Source organism: Dactylosporangium sp. CA-052675 (assembly GCF_050947935.1).
GTDB lineage: Bacteria > Actinomycetota > Actinomycetes > Mycobacteriales > Micromonosporaceae > Dactylosporangium.
This window is the reverse complement of record NZ_CP192010.1, coordinates 6,592,247-6,608,970: the sequence shown is the minus strand read 5'-3', so window position 1 is coordinate 6,608,970 and position 16,724 is coordinate 6,592,247. Positions and strand designations below refer to the sequence as shown.

Annotated in this window: 16 protein-coding genes; 9 read left to right on the top strand and 7 right to left on the bottom strand. The window is 72.8% G+C overall.

All coding sequences use genetic code 11. The features are described from left to right. Positions 1 to 6: 6 nt before the first annotated feature. Complete coding sequence (locus ACQP1P_RS29470; RefSeq protein ID WP_433075580.1) at positions 7 to 228, top strand: MbtH family protein; 222 nt, start codon at positions 7 to 9, stop codon at positions 226 to 228. After that, positions 225 to 1,478 (top strand): cytochrome P450, encoded by a 1,254-nt coding sequence (locus tag ACQP1P_RS29465; RefSeq protein WP_433075577.1) that lies wholly within the window; start codon positions 225 to 227, stop codon positions 1,476 to 1,478. Before ACQP1P_RS29470 ends, ACQP1P_RS29465 begins: the two co-directional genes overlap by 4 nt. Here the strand turns inward: ACQP1P_RS29465 and ACQP1P_RS29460 are convergent. Continuing rightward, complete coding sequence (locus ACQP1P_RS29460; protein ID WP_433075574.1) at positions 1,444 to 2,205, bottom strand: helix-turn-helix transcriptional regulator; 762 nt, start codon at positions 2,203 to 2,205, stop codon at positions 1,444 to 1,446. The genes ACQP1P_RS29465 and ACQP1P_RS29460 overlap by 35 nt on opposite strands. A gap of 601 nt (positions 2,206 to 2,806) precedes the next feature. Here ACQP1P_RS29460 and ACQP1P_RS29455 point away from each other — a divergent pair. The 3 genes from ACQP1P_RS29455 (at position 2,807) to ACQP1P_RS29445 (ending at position 4,834) form a co-directional block, all read left to right on the top strand. Continuing rightward, positions 2,807 to 3,355, top strand: a complete 549-nt coding sequence (locus ACQP1P_RS29455) for a hypothetical protein (RefSeq protein ID WP_433075571.1) — start codon at positions 2,807 to 2,809, stop codon at positions 3,353 to 3,355. A gap of 20 nt (positions 3,356 to 3,375) precedes the next feature. Further along, positions 3,376 to 4,485 carry a PLP-dependent cysteine synthase family protein gene (locus ACQP1P_RS29450; protein WP_433075568.1) on the top strand — a complete coding sequence of 370 codons (1,110 nt, stop codon included), beginning with the start codon at positions 3,376 to 3,378 and terminating at the stop codon, positions 4,483 to 4,485. Positions 4,486 to 4,627: 142 nt separating this feature from the next. Then, positions 4,628 to 4,834 carry a hypothetical protein gene (locus ACQP1P_RS29445; RefSeq protein WP_433075565.1) on the top strand — a complete coding sequence of 69 codons (207 nt, stop codon included), beginning with the start codon at positions 4,628 to 4,630 and terminating at the stop codon, positions 4,832 to 4,834. Here ACQP1P_RS29445 and ACQP1P_RS29440 read toward each other — a convergent pair. Then, positions 4,818 to 5,555 carry an alpha/beta fold hydrolase gene (locus ACQP1P_RS29440; protein WP_433075562.1) on the bottom strand — a complete coding sequence of 246 codons (738 nt, stop codon included), beginning with the start codon at positions 5,553 to 5,555 and terminating at the stop codon, positions 4,818 to 4,820. The genes ACQP1P_RS29445 and ACQP1P_RS29440 overlap by 17 nt on opposite strands. Positions 5,556 to 5,793: 238 nt before the next feature. On the opposite strand from ACQP1P_RS29440, the gene ACQP1P_RS29435 reads away from it, so the two are divergent. Next, positions 5,794 to 6,201, top strand: coding sequence for a MarR family winged helix-turn-helix transcriptional regulator (locus ACQP1P_RS29435; protein WP_433075559.1), 408 nt, complete (start codon positions 5,794 to 5,796; stop codon positions 6,199 to 6,201). Positions 6,202 to 6,329: 128 nt separating this feature from the next. On the opposite strand, the gene ACQP1P_RS29430 is transcribed toward ACQP1P_RS29435, so the two are convergent. Beyond that, positions 6,330 to 7,649, bottom strand: coding sequence for a HAMP domain-containing protein (locus ACQP1P_RS29430; RefSeq protein WP_433075556.1), 1,320 nt, complete (start codon positions 7,647 to 7,649; stop codon positions 6,330 to 6,332). Further along, a complete protein-coding gene (locus ACQP1P_RS29425) occupies positions 7,646 to 8,353 on the bottom strand; it encodes a response regulator transcription factor (protein WP_350610782.1) in 708 nt (235 codons plus the stop codon). Before ACQP1P_RS29425 ends, ACQP1P_RS29430 begins: the two co-directional genes overlap by 4 nt. A 62-nt stretch (positions 8,354 to 8,415) precedes the next feature. Here ACQP1P_RS29425 and ACQP1P_RS29420 point away from each other — a divergent pair, with 62 nt between their 5' ends. Next, positions 8,416 to 9,018, top strand: a complete 603-nt coding sequence (locus ACQP1P_RS29420) for a hypothetical protein (RefSeq protein WP_433075552.1) — start codon at positions 8,416 to 8,418, stop codon at positions 9,016 to 9,018. 12 nt (positions 9,019 to 9,030) lie between these two features. On the opposite strand, the gene ACQP1P_RS29415 is transcribed toward ACQP1P_RS29420, so the two are convergent. Then, entirely contained in the window at positions 9,031 to 9,633 is a 603-nt protein-coding gene (locus tag ACQP1P_RS29415; RefSeq protein WP_433075549.1) for a hypothetical protein, read from the bottom strand. Positions 9,634 to 9,772: 139 nt separating this feature from the next. Here ACQP1P_RS29415 and ACQP1P_RS29410 point away from each other — a divergent pair, with 139 nt between their 5' ends. Together ACQP1P_RS29410 and ACQP1P_RS29405 are read left to right on the top strand one after the other, a co-directional pair. Further along, positions 9,773 to 10,513 (top strand): hypothetical protein, encoded by a 741-nt coding sequence (locus tag ACQP1P_RS29410; protein ID WP_433075546.1) that lies wholly within the window; start codon positions 9,773 to 9,775, stop codon positions 10,511 to 10,513. A 94-nt stretch (positions 10,514 to 10,607) separates the two neighbouring features. Beyond that, entirely contained in the window at positions 10,608 to 12,257 is a 1,650-nt protein-coding gene (locus ACQP1P_RS29405) for a cellulase family glycosylhydrolase (protein WP_433075543.1), read from the top strand. 101 nt (positions 12,258 to 12,358) lie between these two features. Here the strand turns inward: ACQP1P_RS29405 and ACQP1P_RS29400 are convergent, their stop codons facing one another. Both ACQP1P_RS29400 and ACQP1P_RS29395 read right to left on the bottom strand, forming a co-directional pair. After that, positions 12,359 to 14,308, bottom strand: coding sequence for a discoidin domain-containing protein (locus tag ACQP1P_RS29400; protein ID WP_433075541.1), 1,950 nt, complete (start codon positions 14,306 to 14,308; stop codon positions 12,359 to 12,361). A gap of 19 nt (positions 14,309 to 14,327) precedes the next feature. Next, on the bottom strand, positions 14,328 to 16,538 hold the full coding sequence (locus ACQP1P_RS29395) for a cellulose binding domain-containing protein (protein ID WP_433075538.1): 2,211 nt from the start codon (positions 16,536 to 16,538) through the stop codon (positions 14,328 to 14,330). Positions 16,539 to 16,724 lie beyond the last annotated feature (186 nt).

The window sequence follows — 16,724 nt, the reverse complement described above, 5'->3', positions numbered from 1 at the left end:
GCACCGATGACCAATCCGTTCGAGGACGCCGACGGCGAGTACCTCGTGCTGGTGAACGAGGAGAACCAGCACTCCCTGTGGCCGTCGTTCGCGGCAGTTCCCGCGGGCTGGACGGTGGCCAGGGAGGCCGGAACCCGCCAGGAGTGCCTGGACTTCGTCGAGGAGTCCTGGACCGACATGCGGCCCCGGAGCCTGGCCGAGTCCATGCAGAGTCCGGAATCGCGGTGACGTACGGGCCGAGGGACCTGGCCGATCCGGGGCTCTACCGCGACGGCGAGCCCGAGCGCCTCTGGGCCGGGATGCGGGCGCGCGGGCCGGTGCAGTGGATCGACCGGCGGGACGGGGAGCCGTTCTGGGCGGTCCTGGGCCACGCCGCCGCCGTGGCCGTGCTCCGCGATCCCGCCCGGTTCTCCTCCGCCGGCGGCATGCGGCTGGACGACAACCCGGCCGCGGTCCGGTCCTCGGCGAACCGCATGCTGATCGTCACGGACCCGCCGCGGCACGCCCAACTGCGGCGCGTCATGAACGCCGCGTTCACGCCCCGCATGGTCGCCCGGCTGCGCGACACGATGCGCGCGACCGTGCGGTCCGTGCTCGACGAGGCGCTGGAGCGGGAGACCTGCGACCTCGTCCGGGTGGCGGCCCGGCTCCCCGTGTCGGTGATCTGCGACCTGCTGGGCGTGCCGCCGAAGGACTGGGACTTCATGCTGGACCGCACCATGACCGCGTTCGGACACGGCGACCGGGGCGCGGACCCGGCCGCGATGGCCCAGGCCCACACGGACATCCTGTTCTACTACGCTGAGCTGGTCGAGCGGCGGCGGCGGGAGCCGGGCGAGGACGTGGTCACCGCGCTGGTCAACGGCCGCGTCGACGGCGAGCCGCTCACCGACGAGGAGATCTACCTCAACTGCGACGGCCTTGTGTCCGGCGGCAACGAGACCAGCCGGCACGCGACGGTCGGCGGCGTCCGGTCACTGATGGCGCACCCCGACGAGTGGGCCCGGATGGCCGGCGGGGATGTGCCGATGGACACGGCGGTGCCGGAGATCCTGCGCTTCACGAGCCCGGCCATGCATGTCGCCCGGGTCGCCACCACAGACCTGGAGATCGAGGGGGTGCGGATCAGGGCCGGCCAACGCGTCGCGGTGTGGCTGGCCGCGGCGAACCGGGACCCGCGGGCCTTCGACCGGCCGGACGTGCTCGACACCGGCCGGTCACCGAGCCGGCACCTGGCGCTGGCACCCGGGGAGCATTACTGCCTTGGCGCCGCGCTGGCCGCGATGGAGCTGACCGTGATGTTCGAGGAACTCTGCGGCCGGGTGCGCCTGCCGGAGCCGGCCGGCCCGGCCGTGCGGCTGCACTCGAACCTGATCTGGGGGTACGAGTCGATGCCAGTGCGGCTGCGGCCACGCCTTGCGCGGGTTGCAGCACCGGCACCGCTCAGTGATCCCGCGCGGGCCGGGGAGCCGGGATGAGGTTGAGCGTCGCGGCACGCGCGCCGGCCTGGAAGCGGGACGAAACGCCGAGCCGGGCCATGGTCTCCGCGACATACCGCCGGTAGGTTCGGACGGAGACGCCGAGCTGGCGGGCGGCGGTCTCGTCAGTGTATCCGGCGTCGAGCATGGTCAGCACGCGGACGAACCGATTCTCGGTGTCGCCGGCTTCGCCGGACCGGCCGGTGAAGCGGGCGGCGACGGACAGGTCGACCGCGCGCTCGAACATCGCGTCGAAGAGCGTCGTCATGGAGCGCACCACGTGCGACTCGCGGACGATCAGGAAGCGAGGCGCGCCGGCGTGGTCCGCGCGGAGGAGCAGCATCGCGCCGTCCAGCACGGCGAACCGGGGCAGCCGCCGATCCACGGTGCGGGCCCGGACGTGCTGCCGCATCATCTGCTCCAGGAACTCGTCCGTGCCGGACAGCCGGGCGGTCATGTCTGCGTCGATCAACGCGTGGATGGACGCGGGCTCCCGCAGCAGCGCCAGCTCCAGCGGGCCGGCCGACACCTCGTGCGCGGCGGCCGCGAACCCGGCGATGTAGTGGAGGTGGGGCGACCGGAAAGCCTGCCGCGCCAGGTAGTGGTGCATGATGGCCGTAGTCTCGGACTCGGAATACAGCGCATCTGGTGTCGATGAGTATGGTCGGCGTGTTCCCTCGTGAACGGTAAGCGCTTTCTGAATGAGATGCTTCGCATCGATGAGCATCTCGTGAATGTTACTTGGGCTGTGCGGATCGGCCGGCAAATCTCGGCGAACGCCAACACCCATAGCGCTACCCCCGTAGCAAATCGACACCAATGGTTATTCTTGAGTGTTTGACGACGTCTGTCAAGTGTCTTGGCGGTAGCTGTGCATCCTGGAAGGCGACCTTCGGGAGTGCTTGATCATTGATCGTTGATCGTGCATGTCTGTCGATCCACGGTGGTTCTCCCGCGAGGAGCTCCTCGCGCTTGCCGTGGAGCGGGAGTTCGAACAGCAGGTGTTCAAGGCGTCGCCGCCACCACCCCCGCGTGGTCGAATGTGCGCGGAGCGGCAGTCCGGGCTGTGGGGAGGCCAATCGGGGCAAGGCGCCGGCGTGGGCGGTGGGTCGGGTGCAAGGGGGCCCGGGTGTGTCGGGGCCCGGGCGGTGCTGGCCACGATCGGTCATCACCGGTCCTGTGCCCGGGCGGCGAGGTCGCTGGCCCAGTTGGCAGGGGCTGGACAGGATAATGCATTTCTTGAGCATCGGTGCCCGGGTGCTTCCTGCCGACTTTACTGCTGGTGTCAAGTGGCTGTTAGACTAGGAGAACGCGATGGCGGAGGTGGCGTGACGAACGGCGAACCGGCGGGGAACAACGGTCTCTTGGACGGCGGGCCCGCATGGGGCGGGGTGTCGACCGCGGTCCACGTGGCCATCGTCCGTCAGCTCGTGTGCGACGCCGGGGCGCGCCTGCTCGATCCGCTGGACCGGCTGCTGAGCCCGGACGGTGACGACCCGCCCGTGTCCGAGGTGCTCCGAGGCCGGCTGGAGATCGCCGCCGAGGTGTGGGCGGCACAGGTGCTCGGCCCGGACGAGCGGCTCGCCGCCGAGACCGCCCGGCATCTGGTCGCCGAGATCTACCAGTCCGGCGATGTCTTCGCGCCGCCGCACGAGTGGTGGCGCACGCCGTTCGGGGCGCTCGTGGCGCGCCGGTTCGGCCACCCGTCCGCCGAGGCGGTCTCGCTGGCGGTGGCGAGTGCGATGCTCGGCATCACTCGGCAGGGCGTCCATGATCTCGTCAAGCGCGGCAAGCTGCGGCGGGACGAGGCGAGCGGCGGCGTCCTGGTGAGTTCGGTCCGGGATCGCCTCACACAATTGTCGGAAGCCTTTTCCTAGCGAGAGCGGATGGGATTCGGATGGCAGTGGCGCGACTTCGTTCGGAGTTCTCGGGAGACGATTGGGGCCGCCGCGCCATGGCTATTGTTGAAGCCGACCGGATCGCCGAGAAAGCGACGCCCCTGATTCGTTTCTCATTCCCCGGCGAATCGTCTGTGGCGATGTTCATAAAAGACGAGTCGGCGCGCCCTACCGGAAGTGTCAAATACCGTTTCGCGCGCAGTCTCTTCCTTCACGCCCTCTCCCGCGGCGTCATCCGGCGGGGGACGCCGCTGGTGGAGGCGACCAGCGGGAACATGGCGGTGGCGGAGGCGCACTTCGCTCGGGTGCTGGGGCTGCCGTTCACCGCGGTCGTGCCCGAGAAGTCGTCGCCTGACCGCATAGCCCGGATCGCCGCGCAGGGCGGGGTCGCCCACCGGGTCGACCCACCGCTGGCCGTGTACGAGAACGCCGAGCGGCTGGCCGTCCAGTCGGACGGGTACTACCTGGACTGCCTGTCCACGCTCGGGCCGGCCATCGACGCGGACCTCGACGAGGGCGTGCCCGGCCTGCCCGACGAGATCCTGCGCGACTTCGCGGCCCAGGGCCGGCCGGAGCCCACGTGGATCGTGACCGGCGCCGGTACCGGGGCCACCTCCCGGGCGATCGGCCGCCACCTGCGGCGGCACGGGCACGCCACCCGGCTCGCGGTCGTCGACGCGGAGAATTCGGCGTACTTCCCGGGCTGGGCCACCGAGTGCCGGGACTACGCGACCGGAATGCCGTCGCGCATCGAGGGCATCGGCCGGCCGCGGATGGAGCCGGCCTTCGATCCCGACGTCGTCGACCTGGTCATCCCGGTGCCGGACGTGTCGAGCGTGGCCGCCATGCGATTTCTCGCCGAGGCGGGCGGCGTGGCGGCCGGACCGTCCACCGGCGCCTGTCTGTGGGGCGCGTTCCACCTGATGAGCCGTATGAGCCAGGCGGGCGAGTCGGGTGCGGTGGTCATCGTGGCGGCCGATGGTGCCGAGCCGTACCGTCGCACCTACTACGACGACGAGTGGGTCGCCGCAAAGCGCTGGGACCTCACCGAGCCCACGCTGCGCTTGGAGCGTTTCATGCGGACCGGCGACTGGGACGTCCCCCGATGAGACCGGCGCCCGCGACAGTCCGCTGAGAGCCTGCTGCAAGAGGTTCCCGCACGGTCGCCCCCGCGAGACCCTGCGAGGGAGACCGGGCGAGGCGTTGAGCGGGACGGGACGACCACGCCGGCTGTCACCGGAGCGCCGGACGATGGCGGTCGGCGCGAGTCGGCTGGTGGCGAAGCCGGCGCTGCTGCCGGACGCGGCGCCGCCGGTGACACCGATCGAGACCACGCTGGATGAGGTGGTCCGGGACGCCGCCGGCCATCGTGACGACCCGGCGTGCCCGGCACGCTCGGACACGCCGACCACCGTCGATCTCCTTGTTCAGCTCGAAGTGGCTAGTGCGGCCCGATGAAGCTCCACAGTGGACCGATGAGCGCGTCCGGGCTCTCCAGCTGGGGCAGGTGCCCGGTCTTCTCCAGCAGGACGAAGCGGGCGCCGGGGATCGCCTCGGCGTACGCCCGCCCGTACTGCGGCCCCGCGATCCCGTCGCTGTCGCCCCAGATCACCAGGGCCGGGACGGTGACGCCCGCCAGCCGGTCCCGCAGCGTCGGGTCCTCCATGCTCGGCGCGTACAGGGCCAGCGTCTCGCGGTTCGCGGCCATCACCGCCCGGGCCTCCTGCGGCATCGCGCCCGGGTCGATCACGCGGCCCGCCGGGTCGAAGTAGCTGACGGCGGCGATCTGCTCGAACGTGAGCCCGAAGAAGCCGACGACCGGGTGCCCGGGCACCGTGATCCCGACCCCGTCGACGACGGTGACACTGCCGAGGCGGGGCGAGCCGAGCAGGGCCAGCTCGGCGGCGATCCAGCCGCCGATCGAGTTGCCGACCACGGCGACGTCCTCGAGGTCGAGCTCGTCGAGCAGGTCGCGGTAGAGGGCGGCGAGCTTGGCGATGGTGTCGACCGCCGCGGGGCGCTCGGTGCCGTCGAAGCCGGGGTGGGTGGGGGTGATGACGCGGGCGGGGTGCTCGGCGGCCAGGCGGTCCGCGAAGGCCGTGACGGAGGCGGGGCCGGCGCCGCCGTGGAGGAGGAGCACGGGGCGGCCGGTGCCGCGTTCGGTGTACGTGACGCTCATGACGGGCTCCTTGGTCTCAGGGGTCGGCTCGATGTGCCGGGTGCTCCGCGCCGCACCACATCGGACGTTCGTCTATGCACGAGCAGGGGCGGTTCGTTCAGATTCGGGGCCGAGGTGCGGCCTCATGGGGCTCGGAAGACCGCGCGGGCCGACGCCACGGTCCTGATCGGGTGGGCGGTCATGTCAGGAACCTTATATCAGGATGTTGATATCAGCAACCTGAGATAGCATGGGCGGCATGACGAGGGCGATTTCCGAGATCGGGCTGTCGGTCAAGCGGCTGCAGATGCGCCACCACCGCGAGGGCAACGCCGCGCTGGCCCCGCTGGGCGTGAGCCTGGTGCAGTGGGACGCGCTGCGGCACCTGCACGCCAACCCGGAGGCGTCGCTGCACGACCTGGCCCAGCTGACCTTCCAGACGGATCAGTCCTTCGGCACCCTCGCGACGCGGATGATCGACCGTGGCCTCATCGAGCGGATGCCGGGGCCGGGCCGGGCGGTGCGCCACCGGCTCACCGAGAAGGGCGACGCGATCCGCGAGCAGGGGCAGCGGCTGCTGGTGGAGGTGCTGCGGCGCTCGTTCGCGCCGCTGAGCGAGGAGGAGCTGGCGGTGTTCGACGGCCTCCTGCAGCGGCTACTCGTCTGAGGCGCCGGCATGCGTGCGGCTACTCGCCCGACGCCGCATGGACGCGGCGACCGCCGCCCGGCGGGCCGGGCGCGAGCGGACCTGCGGCGGACCGCCCGCCCGCAGCCGCAGTGCCCGCGTGTCGAGCGTCAGCGCACGATGCGCCGCGTGGCCCGCGGTGGCGGGATCTCGGGGGCGAACGGGTCCAGCTCGATCGCGATCCGGGCGCCCCGCAGCGGGCTGCGCTCGATGAGCAGGCGCCCGCCGGCCGCCTCGGCGACCCGGCGCACGATGTCCAGGCCCAGCCCGGTCGAGCCGGCGCCGCTCGCGCCCCGGCGCAGGGCGCGGTCCGGGTCGGCGATGCCGGGGCCGGCGTCGTCCACGTAGAGGCCGCGGGCCGACACGTGCACCTCGAAGCCGGTGCCCTCGCCGGTGTGCTGGAAGACGTTGCCCAGCAGGCAGTCGACGGCCGAGACGAGATCGGCCTCGGACACCGGGACGTACACCGGCTCCTGCCCGCCGGTCACCCGCCACGGCCGGTTCTGGTCCTCGGCCAGCACCGACCAGAACGCGAGCCGGTCGGCGACGACCTCCACGAGGTCCGTGGTCTCCGGCTGCCGGTCCGCGGCCGAGCGCCGCGCCTGCGTGATGATCTGCTCGATCTCGTCGTCGAGGGCGTCGAACGCCTGGCGCATCCGCTCGCCGATCGGCCCGGGCGGCATGGCGTCGGCGTCCAGGCGCAGCGCGGTGAGCGGGGTGCGCAGCCGGTGCGAGAGGTCCGCGGCGAGCTCGCGCTCGGCGTCGGCGAACGCGATCATCTGCTCGGCCATGCGGTTGAAGCTCTTGGCGGCGTCGCGCAGCTCCGGCGGGCCGTCGGGCTCGACCCGCGCGTGCAGGTCGCCGTCGCCGAACGCGCGGGCGCCCTCGGCGAGCTTGCGGGTGGCCCGCACGATCTGCGCGCCGAGCCGGTCGGCGACGAGGGTGGAGCCGGCGACGAGCAGCACCGCGAGGCCGGCCAGCGCGAGCCAGGCCGCGCCGACGCCCTGGGTCAGCTCGTCGTCGGAGACGTACACCTCCACGACCGCGGTCCGGTCACCGTCGAGCACGACCGTCTGCAGATAAGCGACGCCGCCGGGCGCGTCCACGGTCAGCGAGCGGCGCCCGTGCGCGGCCCGGTCCACGTCGCCGGCGAGCGCGTGCGAGGTGCCGACGGTCGGATTTCCCACGAGGTGTACCGCCAGCCGCCCCGACTGCCCCGCCGGCACCGTCGCCACCGCGCGCACCAGCGCCCCCTGCTGGTCGCCGGGGGCCGAGGCGAGCGCGGCGACCATCGCGTCGGCCTGGTAGCGGGCCTCGGCGAGCGCGCGGTCGTGGGCGATCTGCTTGGTCACGTAGGCCAGGGGCACCAGGAACGCCAGCGCGATCATGGAGGTGATCGCGAACGACAGGCGCATCAACGCCGATCTCATGCGGGCGGCTGCGCCGGGTCGACGAGCATCACCCCGACCCCGCGGAAGGTGCGCAGGTATCGCGGCTGGGTCGCGCTCTCCCCGAGCTTGCGCCGCAGCCAGGAGACGTGCACGTCGATCGTCTGGTCCTCGCCGGAGCTGTCCGGGCGCTGCCACACCTCGGTCAGCAGCTCGCGGCGGCTCACCACGCGGCCGGAGCGCTGGGCGAGGTACGCCAGCAGGTCGAACTCCTTCTTCGTCAGCTGCAGCGGCCGCCCGTCCAGCGCCGCGGAGCGCTGCTGCGGGTTGACGTGCAGCCCGCCGACGGTGATCCCGGCCGGCGGCTGGGCCGGCCCCGGGGTGCCCTGCCCGCGGCGCAGCACCGCGTTGATCCGGGCCGACATCTGCGCGCTCGAGAACGGCTTGGTCACGTAGTCGTCGGCGCCGGCGTCGAGCAGCCGGATGATGTCGCGCTCGGAGCGCCGGGCGGTCGCCACGATCACGGGGGCGTTGGAGATCCCGCGCAGCATCCGCAGGACGTCGAGCCCGTCCATGTCCGGCAGGCCCAGGTCCAGGATGACGAGGTCCGGCGGGTCGGTGGCGATCACGCGCAACGCGGACCCGGCGTTGCCGACGGGGCGCACGACGTGCCCGGCGTCGGTGAGCGCCCGGGACAGGGCGCCCGAGACGGCGACGTCGTCCTCGACCAGCAGGATGAGCGGCATGCGCGCACCCTATCGCCATTTCGGCGAAACCTTTCGGCGGGTCCGCGTGCGACAATGCCGCGATGCGGGTTGAGAAGGGCGCGGTGCCGGTCCTGCTGTGGTGCCTGGCCACCACGGCGAGCATCGGCGTCGCCTCGCTGGCGTTGCGCCCGGTGCTGCGCACGGCCGTGCCCCAGGATTCGATCCCGGTCGCGGCGGGCGACGACCGCGGCGACCGGAAGGTCGCGACCCAGACGCTGCCGCCGCCGTCGGCCGCGCCCTCCACGCCGGACACGGTCATCATCGAGGACCCGAGCTCGGCCTTCACGCCACCGCCGACGAGCCCGGGCGCGACCCGCACCACGCAGGCGCCGCCGACGCAGAAGACCACGGCCCCGCCCCGCACCGTCGACGGCTGGACGGTGACGACGGGCTCGGACGGTGTCGACGTGTACCTCAAGTCGTTCCGGTCCGAGGGCGGCGACGCGGTGGTGCGGATCCGGGCCGAGGTCGTCTCGCTCGTCACCGCCACGCCCCGGGAGGGCTACTCGGTGTCGCAGGCCCAGAACGAGCCGGCCCGGCTCGTCGTGCAGTTCGTGTCGGACAGCGGTGGCGCCGCGTACCTCGTCGACTGCATGTGGTGGCAGGGCGGCCCGCACGGGTCGGTCACGAAGGTCGGGAACTAGGACGGTCGGGAACTAGGACGGTCGGGAACCAGCCATGTGCCGGTGGAAGCGGCGCACGGTGGCCCGGTCGGCCAGCGCGCCCGCGATGCCGAGCGCGAGGGTGTAGGCGGCCAGCAGCGGGACCGTGATCCGGGCCGTGGCGCTCGCGGCCGGCTCGGCCGCGAGTAGCGTCGCCGGCCACCAGCGGACCTCGCCGGCGGCGCCGGTGCGGTAGACCTCCGCGGTGTCGCCGATGTCGTGGACCGGCCCGCCGGCGAGGCGGAACGGAGTGGGCCGGCCCGCGGGGTCGCGGAACGTGTAGGCGCAGCCCGTGCCCGTGCAGTCCCGCTGGTCGACCACCAGGGTCAGGCGGGGCCGCTCGCGCAGGTGGTGCACGCCGGCCGCGTAGACCGTGGTGGTGAGCGCGATGATCGCCAGGGGCAGCGCGAGCAGGACGGGCCGCGGCCGGCCGATCAGGCTGCCGAGCGCGCCGGTGACGACCACCCCGCCGGCGAACGCGGCCGCCAGGGCCCACGGGAAGCTGTCGGCGAGGGCGGCGAAGCCGAGTGCGTACGAGCCCAGGCCCCACAGCACCGCCACCAGGAGCACCGCCGGAACGCGCAGGAGCCGCCTCACCGGCCCAGTCTCGCTGATACGGCGCCGATGATCCTTATATTCGAGTTAAAAGCGTTATTCGCGCCCGTCGAAAATCATCGGGACAACTTAATCCGCAGCTAATAGAAACCGGCCCGGCCGCGGATTTACCGTCGAGGTCGTGACCCAGGACGGCGACGAGCCCATCAACGGTGCCAGCGTGGCTCTGTCGAGCGAGCCTACGCCCTGCGAACCGGAGAATGCTCCTGTTGCCGCGCGGGAGCCCGCCGTCGCCGACGAGCAGGACGAGCAGGACGAGCAGGACGAGCAGGACGAGGAGGACGTCAAGCGCGATCTCTGGCGCCGCGTCCTCGCCGTCGTCGTCGTGCTCGTGGCCACGCTCGCCGTCGTGCTGCTGTGGGCCCGCCCCGCGCACGAGCCCGGCGCGCCCGCGCTGCCACCCGGGGGCCAGCCCGCCGCGTCGGGCAACCTGAACCCGACCGATCTCGCCTTCCTGCAGCTCATGATCTCGCTGGACAACAGCGCGCTGCCACTGTTCGAGCTGCTCAAGGACGACGCCCAGCTCGCGGGGGTCGTGGGCCCGGCCGCCACCGGGCACCGCGACGAGCTCGCCGCGCTGCGCTCCGCCCTGACCGCCGGCGGGGGCGTCGAGAACCCGTCCGAGCACGCCGGGCACGACCTGCCCGGGATGGTGCTCGAGGACGACCTCGCCGCGATCCGCGCCGCGCCCGCCGAGCAGCGCCTGAACACGGCGGTCCGGGTGCTGCGCGAGCACTTCGAGGGCACGACGCACCTGGCGACCTCGGAGGGTACGGCCGGATCCGACACGGCCACGAAGGGCGTCGCCGAACGGATCCTCGCCGCCCACACGAAGCTGATGCAGGCCCTGCCGGCGGTGTAAGTTTCCTCCGCTGTACCGCTCTGAGCTGCACAGACTCCCCGGTTCGCGATCACCGGCTGGGCAGCATGTGACGTGTCTCAATACAACAACGGGCATGAGGAGACTCTGGGCCGCCGTCGCGGCCAGCAGCATGGCCGTCGTCGGCGCGGTCGCCGTCATCGGCCTCAACAGCACGGCATCCGCGGCCACCGGCGGCACCGGAACCGGATACCTGAGCACCGTCGGTGCCCAGCTCGTCGACGCGACCGGCACCAAGGTCCGCCTCACCGGCCTCAACTGGTTCGGCATGGAGACCGACAACAAGACGTTCCACGGGCTGTGGGCCCGGCCGTGGCGGGACCACCTCGACCAGATGGCGAGCCTCGGGTACAACACCATCCGGGTGCCCTTCTCCGAGGACGCGCTCAAGCCGGGCGCGCAGGCCAACAGCGTCGACGGGTACAGCAACCCCGATCTGGTCGGCCTCACCCCGCTGCAGATCCTCGACAAGGTCGTGGACTACGCCGGCAGCAAGGGCATGCGCATCCTGCTCGACCGGCACCGCCCGACGAGCGCGGGGCAGAGCGCCCTGTGGTACGTCCCGGCGACCCCCGAGTCGACGTGGATCAGCAACTGGCAGATGCTCGCCCGCCACTACGCCGGCAACACCACGGTCATCGGCGCCGACCTGCACAACGAGCCGCACGCGGACGGTACCGACCCGAACGGCACCGGCGCCTGCTGGGGCTGCGGCGACGTGAACCGCGACTGGCGCCTGGCCGCCGAGCGGGCCGGCAACGCGATCCTCGACGCGAACCCGAACTGGCTCATCGTCGTGGAGGGCGTGAGCTGCCCGAGCGGCGGCAACGCCAACGCCTGGGACGACATCCCGGACGAGCCGTGCGGCTGGTGGGGCGGCAACCTGTCGAAGGCCGGGCAGTTCCCGGTGCGCCTGAACAAGCCGAACAAGCTCGTGTACTCCGCGCACGAGTACGCCAACTCCGTGTACCACCAGGCGTGGTTCGACGACCCGAGCTTCCCGGACAACCTCCCCGCCGTCTGGGACCAGTTCTGGGGCTACCTGCAGAAGCAGAACATCGCGCCGGTGCTCGTCGGCGAGTTCGGCAGCACCCTGCAGAACCCGCAGGACGTGCGGTGGCTGCAGAAGCTCATGCAGTACATGGGTACCGGCGTCACGGGCATGAACTTCACGTACTGGTCCTGGAACCCGAACTCGGGCGACACCGGCGGCATCGTCGGCGACGACTGGAAGACGGTGAACCAGCAGAAGCAGTCGATCCTGCAGCCGTACCTCATCCCGCCCGTCGGCGGCGGCACCGGCCCCACCGGCTCGGCGTCGGCGTCCACCTCGGTCTCGCCGTCGGCTTCGGTGTCGCCGTCGGCTTCGGTGTCGCCGTCGGCGTCGAAGAGCCCGTCGAACCCGCCCCCGGCCGGCGGCTGCACCGCGACCGTGAAGATCGACAACGCCTGGCAGGGCGGCTTCCAGGCCAGCGTCACGGTGAAGAACACCGGCACCGCGGCCGTCAACCCGTGGACCGCCACCTTCGCCGTGCCGTCCGGCGTGACGCTGCAGAGCGGCTGGAACGCCACCGTCACCCAGTCCGGCACCACGTTCACGGCGGCCGCCCCGAGCTGGGCCCCGTCGCTGGCCGCCGGGGCCTCGGTGACGATCGGCTTCACCGCGAACGGCCCGTCCAGCCCCGCCCCGTCCGGGGTCAAGCTCAACGGCGCCACCTGCTCGTAGAACCTGGGGGGATTCGCGGCCCGGGGAGAGGATTCGGCACCCTCCCCGGGCCGTGCCGTTCCGCCCCGCGCCTGCTCTGCCTGCCACGTTTTGCCGCGCGGTTACAGGCGGTACAGCTCCAGCGACGACAGCTGCCCCGCGCCCTGGACCGTGTTCGCGGTGAAGACCAGGCGCACGTAGCGCCACTGCGAGCCCGGCAGCATGATGGTCGCGCGCTGGCCCGAGGCCGGGTCGAAGGTGTAGTTCGCCGCGCTCACCAGCGTCGAGAACGTCTTGTCGTCGGCGCTCGCCTGGACCTCGATGCGCTGGCTGCGGGCCGGCCACGCCGACGAGGGCGGCAACCGCAGCACCGCGCGGCGCACCTGCGCCGGGTTGCCGAGGTCGACCTGCACCCACTGGGGGAACGCGTTGCTGCGGCTCTCCCAGTACGTGCCCGCGTCGCCGTCGGTGATGTTGCCGGAGCCGTACACGTCCGTGTGGCCGCTGTCGCGGGTGTTGCGGCCCGCCGCCAGGTTGAACAGGCCGTTGAGGCCGAGCGGGTCGGGGCTGCCGCTGCTCGCCGTGCCCTCGGTGTCCCCGCCGGGCCCCGCTGACGCCGCCGAGCCGCTCGGGTGGGGAGCCGGCGACGACGGGCGGGCCGAGGGCGGGCGCCGGGAGCCGCTCGCGGCCGGGGACGGGCCCGACCCGCCGGGGACGATGGCGGGGACGGGGTAGGGCTCGCCGGCCGCGTCCGGGCCGTGCGGCGACGGGCGTTGCGGCCACGCGGCCACCACCCCGGCGCCGAGCGCCACGACCGCCGCGGCGCCCGCGGCCGCCAGGAGGAGCCGGCGGCGGGGGGCGGGGGCCGCCACCGCGGCGGGTTCGGCGCCGAGCGCGAGGACCCGGGCGACCTGGTACGGCTTCACCGCCGGATCGCCGCCCGGGTGGCGCTCGGCGAGCTCGGCGGCCGCGGCCCGCCCCCAGTCCGTGGGCTCGCCGATCACCTCGAGCTCCACGCCGGCGGGCACGTCGGTCAGGGCCGCCGTGAACAGGGTGGACAGGGCCGGCCACACGAGGTCGTTGATGTCCAGCCCCGGGGTGCCCACGACGACCCGGTAGCGACCGTCGGCGAGCTGGCGGTACGGCGCCAGGTCGGCCGTCGCCTCCTGGACCGGCGCCGGCGCGGGCTCGGGAGTCGACTCGGGCTCGGGAGTCGACTCGGGCTCGGGCGCCGGCTCGGGCTCGGGCGCCGGCTCGGGCGCGGGCACCGCGGCGCGGCCCACGGCCGGCGGGAGCGGGCCGACCGGCATCGCGTGCAGGCCGCCGCCGTCGACGCGGACCAGCCAGCCCAGCTCGAGCGCGTAGGTCGCGGCGTCGAGCGCGCGCAGGCCCGGCTGCGGGGGCGTGGACGCCACGACCTCCTCGCGGCCGTCGGGCAGGCACCGCAGCCGGGCGGCCGGCTCGGGCCACACCGGGTTCAGGCCGGAGTCGAGGGCGTACACCACGACCTCGCCCGACGGCGTGTGCAGGGGGATGCCGTTGACCAGGTTCACCGGCGCGCCGAGGTCACCCGCGGCGGCGAGGGCGACGGCCCGGCCCGCCCCCTGCCCGGGCGCGAGGAAGGCCACCTCGGCGGCCTCCGGCAGGGCGCGCAGGGCGGCGGCGAGCCCGGGACCGGTGACGGTGCCGTCGCACACGAGCAGCGGGTGGGCGGGGTCGACGGCGATGGAGCGGGTGATCTCCGGCGCCGGTTCGGCCGACAGCAGCCAGCCGGCCGGGATCGGGGTCGCGTCGAGGTCGGCGTCCGGCCACGCGGGGGCCGGGAAGCGCGGCCCGGCCGCGACCCGCTGCCCGTCGGGGGTGTGCCGCCACCAGCCGGCCGCGGCGAACATCGTGCCGCCGGGGGAGACGACGACCGGGCCGCCCGGCGCGAGCACCGGCAGGCCGAGGTCGGTGGCCAGGGCCGCGGCCGCGGGCTCGGCGGTGTCGAGCAGGACGACACCGTCGAGCCCGTCGGCGGCAAGCTCCGCAGGCGGGGTCCCATCGATAACCAGCCAACCGGGCGACGTCACCCGGGCACCCTACCCGAACTTATCGGACATAGATGACGGGCTGCCTCACAGCGGCCATGTTGCTGCCGATGAAGTACGACGGGTGCGGCGGCTGGTTGTACGCGGTGTTCTGCCACGCGATCGCCTCGCGGTACTGGCAGTCGTGCATCAGCGTGTACAACTTCGTCGTCGTGGGGATCGTCGTGCTGTAGATCCGCAGCGCCGTGTTGTTCGTCGTGGGCCAGACGACCTCCTCGCGCCAGTCGCCGAACAGGTCCGCCGACAGCGACGGCGTGGACTTCGTGCCGTTGTTGGAGTGCACGTCGGAGCCGGTGAGCAGGCGGGTGTCGCCGCTGGCGCCGTACTTGTCGATGTGCGTGCCGTCCAGCAGCTCGCGGGTCGTGTCGGCGTCCCACCAGATCACGAAGTTCGTCGAGCCGGGCTTGCGCGAGGACACCACCGCGCCGCTCGGCGAGCGCAGGCCGTCGGCGGCCGCGGACCACGACTCGGCGCCGGGGCTGCCGGCCCAGATGTCGTCGGAGACGCCCCGGCCGTTGTCGCCGTTGGCCGGCGTGGTCCACAGCACCTGGCCGGTGCGGGCGTCGGCCATCCACGACGAGGGCTTCGAGCCGTCCTCGTCGACCTTGAACTCCTCCAGGCCGGGGCGGGACGGGTCGAGGTCGCCGACGTGCATCGCGTCGCCGTGGCCGTTGCCGGTGTTCCACAGCTTGGCGCCGTTGTCGTCGATCGCCATCGCGCCGTACACGATCTCGTCCCGGCCGTCCTGGTCGACGTCGGCGATGGCCAGCTGGTGGTTGCCCTGCCCGGCGTAGGCGCTGTTGCCGGAGGCGTTGCTGTCGAACGTCCAGCGCTTCGTCAGCGAGCCGTTGCGGAAGTCCCACGCGGCGATGACCGAGCGGGTGTAGTACCCCCGCGCCATGATGAGCGACGGGCGCTTGCCGTCGAGGTAGGCGGTGCCGGCGAGGAAGCGGTCGACGCGGTTGCCGTAGCTGTCGCCCCACGCGGAGACCGTCCCGCGCGGCGGGTCGTAGCTCACCGTCGACATCGCGGCGCCGGTCTGCCCGTTGAACATGGTCAGGTACTCCGGGCCGGACAGCACGTAGCCCGAGGAGTTGCGGTAGTCGGCGTTCGCGTCGCCGATCACGCGCCCGGTGCCGTCGGTGGTGCCGTCCGCGGTCTTCATCGCGACCTCGGCCCGGCCGTCGCCGTCGTAGTCGTAGACCTGGAACTGCGTGTAGTGCGCCCCGGCGCGGATGTTGCGGCCGAGGTTGATCCGCCACAGCCGCTGGCCGCTGAGCTTGTACGCGTCGACGTAGACGTTGCTGGTGACCCCCGACTGGGAGTTGTCCTTGCTGTCGGCCGGGTCCCACTTCAGGATGATCTCGTACTGCCCGTCGCCGTCGACGTCGCCGACCGAGGCGTCGTTGGCGCTGTACGTGGAGCCCGGGCTGGAGATCGGCACGTCCAGGTAGGCCCCGCCGGTGAAGCGCAGGGAGGCCGGGGAGGCCGCCTGCTCGGCCCCGCCGACGACCGCGCGGACGGTGTAGGAGGCGTCGGCGGCGGCCCCGCTGTCGAGGTAGTTCGTCGAGTTGGTGACCGTCGCGATGCGGGTGCCGGCGCGGTACACGTTGAACGACGTGTCGAACGCCTCCGTGCCCAGCAGCCGCCACGACACCAGGTTGCCGCTGCCGGAGCGCACGGAGATCAGCCCCCGGTCGAGCTTCTCCATCTGCCGCCCGCTCTCACCGGAGGGCGGCGGCGAGGTCGAGGGCGGCGGCGAGGTCGAGGGCGGTGACGAGGTCGGCGTGGTCGTGCCTCCGCCGCAGGCGATCCCGTTGAGGGAGAAGGCCGACGGCACCGGGTTCGAGGACGTGTACGCGCCGTTGAAGCCGAACGACACCGTCGCGTTCGCGGCGATCGCGGCGTTGTAGCCGGCGTCGACCGCCTTCACCGCGGTGCCGGACTGCGTGACGGTCGCGTTCCAGGCCTGGGTCACGGACTGTCCACCCGCGAACGTCCAGGTCAGGTTCCAGCCGTTGATCGCGTCGCCGAGGTTGGTGATGTCCACGCTCGCGCCGAAGCCGCCCTGCCACGTGTTGGTGACGGTGTACTGCACCCGGCAGCCGGCCGCCGCGGCGGAGGCGATGTGCACCGCCGCCACGGCACCGGCTCCGGCCGCCAGGATCGCCGCCGAGGCGGCCACTGCTCTTCGCACGTTTCGCTCCCTCATCCGCCGGGCCGTTTCGGCGGACGGTAGCGCCGGGGCGAAGCGTTTCGAAAGGTGTCGATCCCGGGTCCGCGCGCGACGGTCCCGGGATCGTGAAACTTACGCCAGGAAAGCGCTTACCCAGCGATACCTCCGCAAGCTCCGGCATCGCCGGGCGGCATGCCGAGGCCCGTGGCGAGCGGCCCCTCC